This window comes from Bradyrhizobium sp. PRIMUS42 (assembly GCF_023006515.1).
Taxonomy (GTDB): domain Bacteria; phylum Pseudomonadota; class Alphaproteobacteria; order Rhizobiales; family Xanthobacteraceae; genus Bradyrhizobium.
This window is the reverse complement of the sequence record NZ_JALBGZ010000471.1, coordinates 1-5,133: the sequence shown is the minus strand read 5'-3', so window position 1 is coordinate 5,133 and position 5,133 is coordinate 1. Positions and strand designations below refer to the sequence as shown.

Here is a 5,133-nt window from a genome sequence, read left to right as displayed (position 1 = left end):
GGTCGCGCGGAACGCGACCGATGGCGCCCAGGGGCAAAACAACACGAGGAGCGCCGGCGAAGCGCGGGCTAGCCTCAACCAGGCGCCGGCCGGCCAGACCGCGACGACCATCGATCGTAGCCAGTTCGACAATCGACCGTCGTTTTCGGTCAGTGACGTCTTGCGGGACAGCCCGGGCATTTCGATCAAGCAGGGCAACGGTCCGCGGGATTTCGGCATCTCGATTCGGGGATCCAACGCCCGGAACGGTTTCGGCATCCGCAACCTCGTGATCTTCGATGACGGTTTCCCGGTGACGCAGCCGGACGGCCTGTCTCGCAGCGACCTGATCGATCCTCATGCCTATAGTGCGATCGACGTGGTCCGCGGCCCTTCGTCGGCGCTCTACGGCAATTATGCGACCGGCGGCGCGCTCAATTTCCGGACGCGGCCGGGCGGTACGATCGATGGCGTCGAATACGGCGTTGACGGCGGCAGTTACGGCTACCTCAACAACTATCTCGCCGCCGGCAAGAAGGTCGGGAATTTCGAGGGCTCGCTGTTTGCGAGCGACACAAGGGGCGACGGCTACATCGGCAACAGCTGGTTCAACACGCAGACCGTCAACTTCCTCGGCACGCTCAAGGCGACGCCGGACGACCGCTTCACGGTCAAGATCATCAACAACGACCTCAGCGCGCGGCTGCCGATCAGGCAATCGCTGAACCAGTTCTATCTCAACCCGTTCCAGCAGGGATGTACGACCGGTGGCACGGCTGCGCCCGGATGCGGCACGGTCAGGCTGTTCAACAACGGCTTCAACGCAACCGCCGGAACCGACACAGAGACGGCGGTGCAGGCCGGGCTCGGCCGCAACGACCGCCGCACCATCGTCGGCGGCCGCTGGGAGCACGATTTCGACAACACCACGACCTGGCGCAACCAGTTCGTGTTCGACGACCGGAACATCAGTCAGCCGACGGGCACCACCAGCTCGATCGGCGACTTCCCCTCGTACAACTATATGAGTGATCTCACCAAGCGCGGAGAGATTCTCGGCCTGGAGTCCACCGCGTTCTTCGGCGCCTTCTACAATACCCTGACGGCGTCGAGCGACACGCGAAACGTGATGCCGGGAGGCAACGCGACGCTCGGCAGGTTGTCGAGCAATCTCTACAGCGAAACGACCAACTATGGTGTTCGTGCCAGGGAAGAGCTCAAGCTTACATCGTCGCTAACGGCCGTTGCAGGCATCGGTTGGGAGACAACCTTGCTCAAGGGCCTCAATACGGCCTATTCGTACGCCGGCCCCGCCGGAATCACCACGACAACGCCGACGACCGCGGACCGGCAGTTTCAAAATACTGCGCCAGAGTTGGCGCTGCTCTACAAGCTCAACAGTGAATGGCTGTTCCGGGGACGCGTGGCCACGGGGTATGGCACTCCGCAGGTCTCGAATCTCTTCATCGCTCAGACAGGATTATCGGGCAACAATACCCAACTCCAGGCCCAGAAGAATCTTGGCTACGATCTCGGTTTCGATTGGACGCCGAACAGTGCGCTCAAGCTCAGCGCGACTGGTTTTTACGAGTTTTTCCGCAACGAGATCGTCAACCAGGCGACGCCCGTCGCTGGCGTAAACTATTCGTTCAACGCGCCGCGATCGGAGCACCGCGGCATCGAGCTTGCCGCCGACTGGAAGTTCTATTCGGGCTGGCGGTTCTTGGCGGCGTACACCTATCTCGACGAGGTCTACACCGAATATGTCGAGAACATCACCAATGGCGCCGTCTTCAGCTTCAACCGTGCGGGTAACAAGATTCCCGGTATCTCGCCCAATGAGCTGACAGCCCGCATTGGCTACGACGAGTTCGCCGGACCGCTGGCTGGCCTCGGAGGCTTCGTCGAAGTCCAGTGGAAGGACTCCTTCTACATGGACAATGCGAATCTGCTGAAGGCGCCGGGCTATGAGCTGGTCAATGTGAACGTCCACTACAAGACCGATCTGGTGTCCGACACTTTCAGGTCACTCAACCTGTTTTTCGAAGTCAGGAACGTGTTCGATCGCACCTATGTTGCGTCGGCAAACAACATCGCAAATACCGTGTCGGCGGCCGGACTTCAAGTTCCCGGGAGCACGCTCGCAAACACGACGGGATCGATCTATGCGGGCTCGCCGCGCCTGTTCGTTGCGGGTATGAAGGTGGCGTTCAAATGATCCGGGCTCTTGAAGGGAGTAGGGCCATGATCCGAACCGGCTTGCTCGGGATAGTCGCCTGCGCGTTCCTGCACAGTGCGGCACAGGGACAGATGCACGGCAAGCACGCGTCCGAAGCGGCCTGTGAGGAGCCGACGCTGCGCTGTGCGACCAAGGCGACGCCGGCCTTCGGCCCGGACGGAACGTTGTGGCTGGTCTGGATGGCGGGGGGGCAGGTCTCGGTCGCACGTTCGCAGGATGAGGGCCGCAGTTTTTCGGTGCCCACCCAGGTCACGACGACGCGGCTGAACCTTGATTGGGGGCCGGATGCGCGGCCGAAGATCGTCATCGACCGCAAGGGCGGCATCGCGCTCGCGTTCTCGGCCTTCAGGGACGAGGCCTTCAACGGAGAGGTGCTGTACACGCGCTCGGCCGACGGGGGGAAGAGCTTCGCGGAGTTGAAGCCCATCACTGCAAACAACGAGAGCCAGCGGTTCGAGGCGCTGGCGCTTGATCAGGATGGAACGGTCTTTGCGGCCTGGATCGACAAGCGCAATCGTGTCCCTGCCCAGGAGGCAGGACGCAAGTACGAGGGAGCGGGACTGTTCTTTGCCACCTCGCGCGATGGCGGCGCCACCTACGCGGAAGCCGCTCTTGCGCGTGAGGGCACCTGCGAGTGCTGCCGATTAGGGGTGACGTTTGCGGCGCCCGGGCGGCCGGCGGTGATCTTCAGAAACATCTTCGACGGCGGCGTGCGCGATCACGCCGTCATGACGTTTACCGACCTGTCGACACCGGGCGAAATCCGTCGGGTCAGCGACGACGACTGGCAGATCAACGCCTGCCCGCACCACGGACCGAGCCTTACCGTTGCGCCGAACGGAACCTATCACGTCGCCTGGTACACGAACGGGAAGGCGCGGAAGGGATTGTTCTACGCCCACTCCCGCGACGAAGGACGGACCTTCTCTGCGCCGATGGCGTTGGGGCACCCAGGCCGCAACCCGACGCGCCCCTACGTGCTCGCGGGCGCGAAAGGAACGGTGATCGCCTGGAAGGAGTTCGATGGCGAGAAGACCTCGGTCCACATCGCGACCTCCCGCGATGATGGCGAGACCTGGTCGCCGCCGAAGGCGATATCGAGCACGACCGACACCTCCGACCATCCCTTGCTCGTTTCCAACGGTGGGCAGATCTACCTGTCATGGATGACGAAGGCGGATGGCTATCGTCTTATCGCGATCGAGGACCAGCCATGAGACGTCGACTTGCAGCTATTCTGGGTCTGGGTGTCCTGATCGCATCGGCGTCGGCTTTTGGGGCGTCGCCCGGCCTCAAACCGTTCGAACGCGGCACCTGGCAAAGCGTACTGAGGGGGCATACCGGGCGTCCGACGCTCGTGCACTTCTGGGGCGTGACCTGTGGGCCCTGCAAGGTCGAGCTGCCCTTGCTCGGGCGGTTTGCAAAAGACCATCCAGAGATCGACGTCGTCACGATCAGCGCCGATCTCGTGCCGAACCTGCCGGCCGCCACGCAATCGATGCTCGACAAGGCGGGACTGTCGTCGACCGAGAACTTCGTCTTCAACGACGGCTTTGCCGAGCGCTTGCGGTTCGAGATCGACCCTGCCTGGCAGGGCGACATCCCCAGGACCATGCTCATCTCCCGGGAAGGGGCCGTCACGACGATCGAAGGCTCCGCCGAAATTGCCGATCTCGAAAAATGGTCGGCGCAACAACTCTCCAAACGCTGAAGTTCAGTCTGCAAAGGGAATACCGATATGAAGACAATGTTGAAAGACGTGCTGCTCGCTGCGTTCGCTGTTGCGCTCTGCGCGGCACCGGCGGTCGCGGACGACGTCAAGGCCGGCGATCTCGTGATCTCGCAGGCGTGGAGCCGCGCGACGCCGGGCGGCGCGAAAGTCGCCGGCGGCTATTTGACCATCGAGAACAAGGGGACGGCGGCGGACAAGCTGGTCAGCGTGTCCGCCGATATCGCGGGCAAGGCCGAGATTCACGAGATGGCCATGGACAATGGCGTCATGAAGATGCGCCCGCTCGACAAGGGCCTCGCGATCGATCCCGGCAAGACGGTGAAGCTCGCGCCAGGGGGCAATCATTTGATGCTGCAGGAGCTGAAGGGCCCGTTCAAGCAGGGCGACAAGGTGCCGGTGACGCTGCAATTCGAGAAGGCCGGCAAAGTCGCCGTCTCCCTCGACGTTCAGGGCGTCGGTGCGCAGGCGCCTGCCGACGCCGGGCATTCGGGTCATATGGACATGAAGAAAATGCCGGATCATTCGGGAATGGAAATGAAATGAGACTGATCTGGGCTCTCGGGAGACCGAACATGAAGCGATCCTGCCTGTTCCTGATTGCCGCGCTCGCCGTCTCGCCGGCGGCGGCGCATGTCTCGCTCGAGACCAAGCAAGCCACGGTCGGCGCGTCGTACAAGGCTGTGTTCACCGTGCCGCACGGCTGCTCGGGCTCGCCGACCGTGAAGATCCGCGTTCAGATCCCGGAAGGGGTGATCGCGGTGAAGCCGATGCCGAAGGCGGGCTGGAACGTCGACGTCGTCGAGGGCAAATATGCCGGCGAATATGACTATCACGGCAACAAGCTCTCCTCCGGCGTCAAGGAGGTGGCGTGGTCCGGCGGCAAGCTGCCGGACAAGAACTATGACGAGTTCGTCCTTAGCACGTTCCTTACCGACAGCCTGAAGGCGAACACGACCCTGTACTTCCCCGTCGTTCAGGAATGCGAGGCAGGCGTCAGCCGCTGGATCGAGATTCCCGCGGAGGGGGCAAAGCATTCGCATGAGGGCAAATCCGAGGGCAAGGCGCCGGCGCCGGGCGTGAAGCTGTTGCCAAAGCCCTGATGCGCCTGCTCGCCGCGCTCGCGACGCTGCTCTTCGTTGTCGGCTTCGCGACCGGCGCCCTTGCGCATGCGGCGCTCGTCTCG

The 5,133-nt window shown here is 62.8% G+C and carries 5 protein-coding genes; all 5 read left to right on the top strand.

Going from position 1 to position 5,133, the window contains the following annotated elements; all coding sequences use genetic code 11:
- Positions 1 to 2,197, top strand: a 2,197-nt coding sequence (locus tag MOV75_RS26895) for a TonB-dependent receptor (RefSeq protein WP_247006892.1), incomplete at its 5' end; no start/stop codon positions are given.
- A gap of 26 nt (positions 2,198 to 2,223) precedes the next feature.
- Positions 2,224 to 3,435: a sialidase family protein gene (locus MOV75_RS26890; protein ID WP_246925817.1), complete on the top strand. Its 1,212-nt coding sequence runs from the start codon at positions 2,224 to 2,226 to the stop codon at positions 3,433 to 3,435.
- On the top strand, positions 3,432 to 3,929 hold the full coding sequence (locus MOV75_RS26885) for a TlpA disulfide reductase family protein (protein WP_246925833.1): 498 nt from the start codon (positions 3,432 to 3,434) through the stop codon (positions 3,927 to 3,929). The genes MOV75_RS26890 and MOV75_RS26885 overlap by 4 nt, the downstream gene beginning before the upstream one ends.
- Positions 3,930 to 3,956: 27 nt before the next feature.
- Entirely contained in the window at positions 3,957 to 4,493 is a 537-nt protein-coding gene (locus MOV75_RS26880) for a copper chaperone PCu(A)C (protein WP_246925819.1), read from the top strand.
- Positions 4,494 to 4,522: 29 nt separating this feature from the next.
- Positions 4,523 to 5,050: a YcnI family protein gene (locus tag MOV75_RS26875; RefSeq protein ID WP_246925821.1), complete on the top strand. Its 528-nt coding sequence runs from the start codon at positions 4,523 to 4,525 to the stop codon at positions 5,048 to 5,050.
- Positions 5,051 to 5,133: the final 83 nt, after the last annotated feature.

Bases quoted from the DNA above. Each gene is read 5' to 3' on its own strand.
- MOV75_RS26880 (WP_246925819.1), top strand. From the start codon at position 3,957: ATGAAGACAATGTTGAAAGACGTGCTGCTCGCTGCGTTCGCTGTTGCG.
- MOV75_RS26885 (WP_246925833.1), top strand. From the start codon at position 3,432: ATGAGACGTCGACTTGCAGCTATTCTGGGTCTGGGTGTCCTGATCGCA.
- MOV75_RS26875 (WP_246925821.1), top strand. From the start codon at position 4,523: ATGAAGCGATCCTGCCTGTTCCTGATTGCCGCGCTCGCCGTCTCGCCG.
- MOV75_RS26890 (WP_246925817.1), top strand. From the start codon at position 2,224: ATGATCCGAACCGGCTTGCTCGGGATAGTCGCCTGCGCGTTCCTGCAC.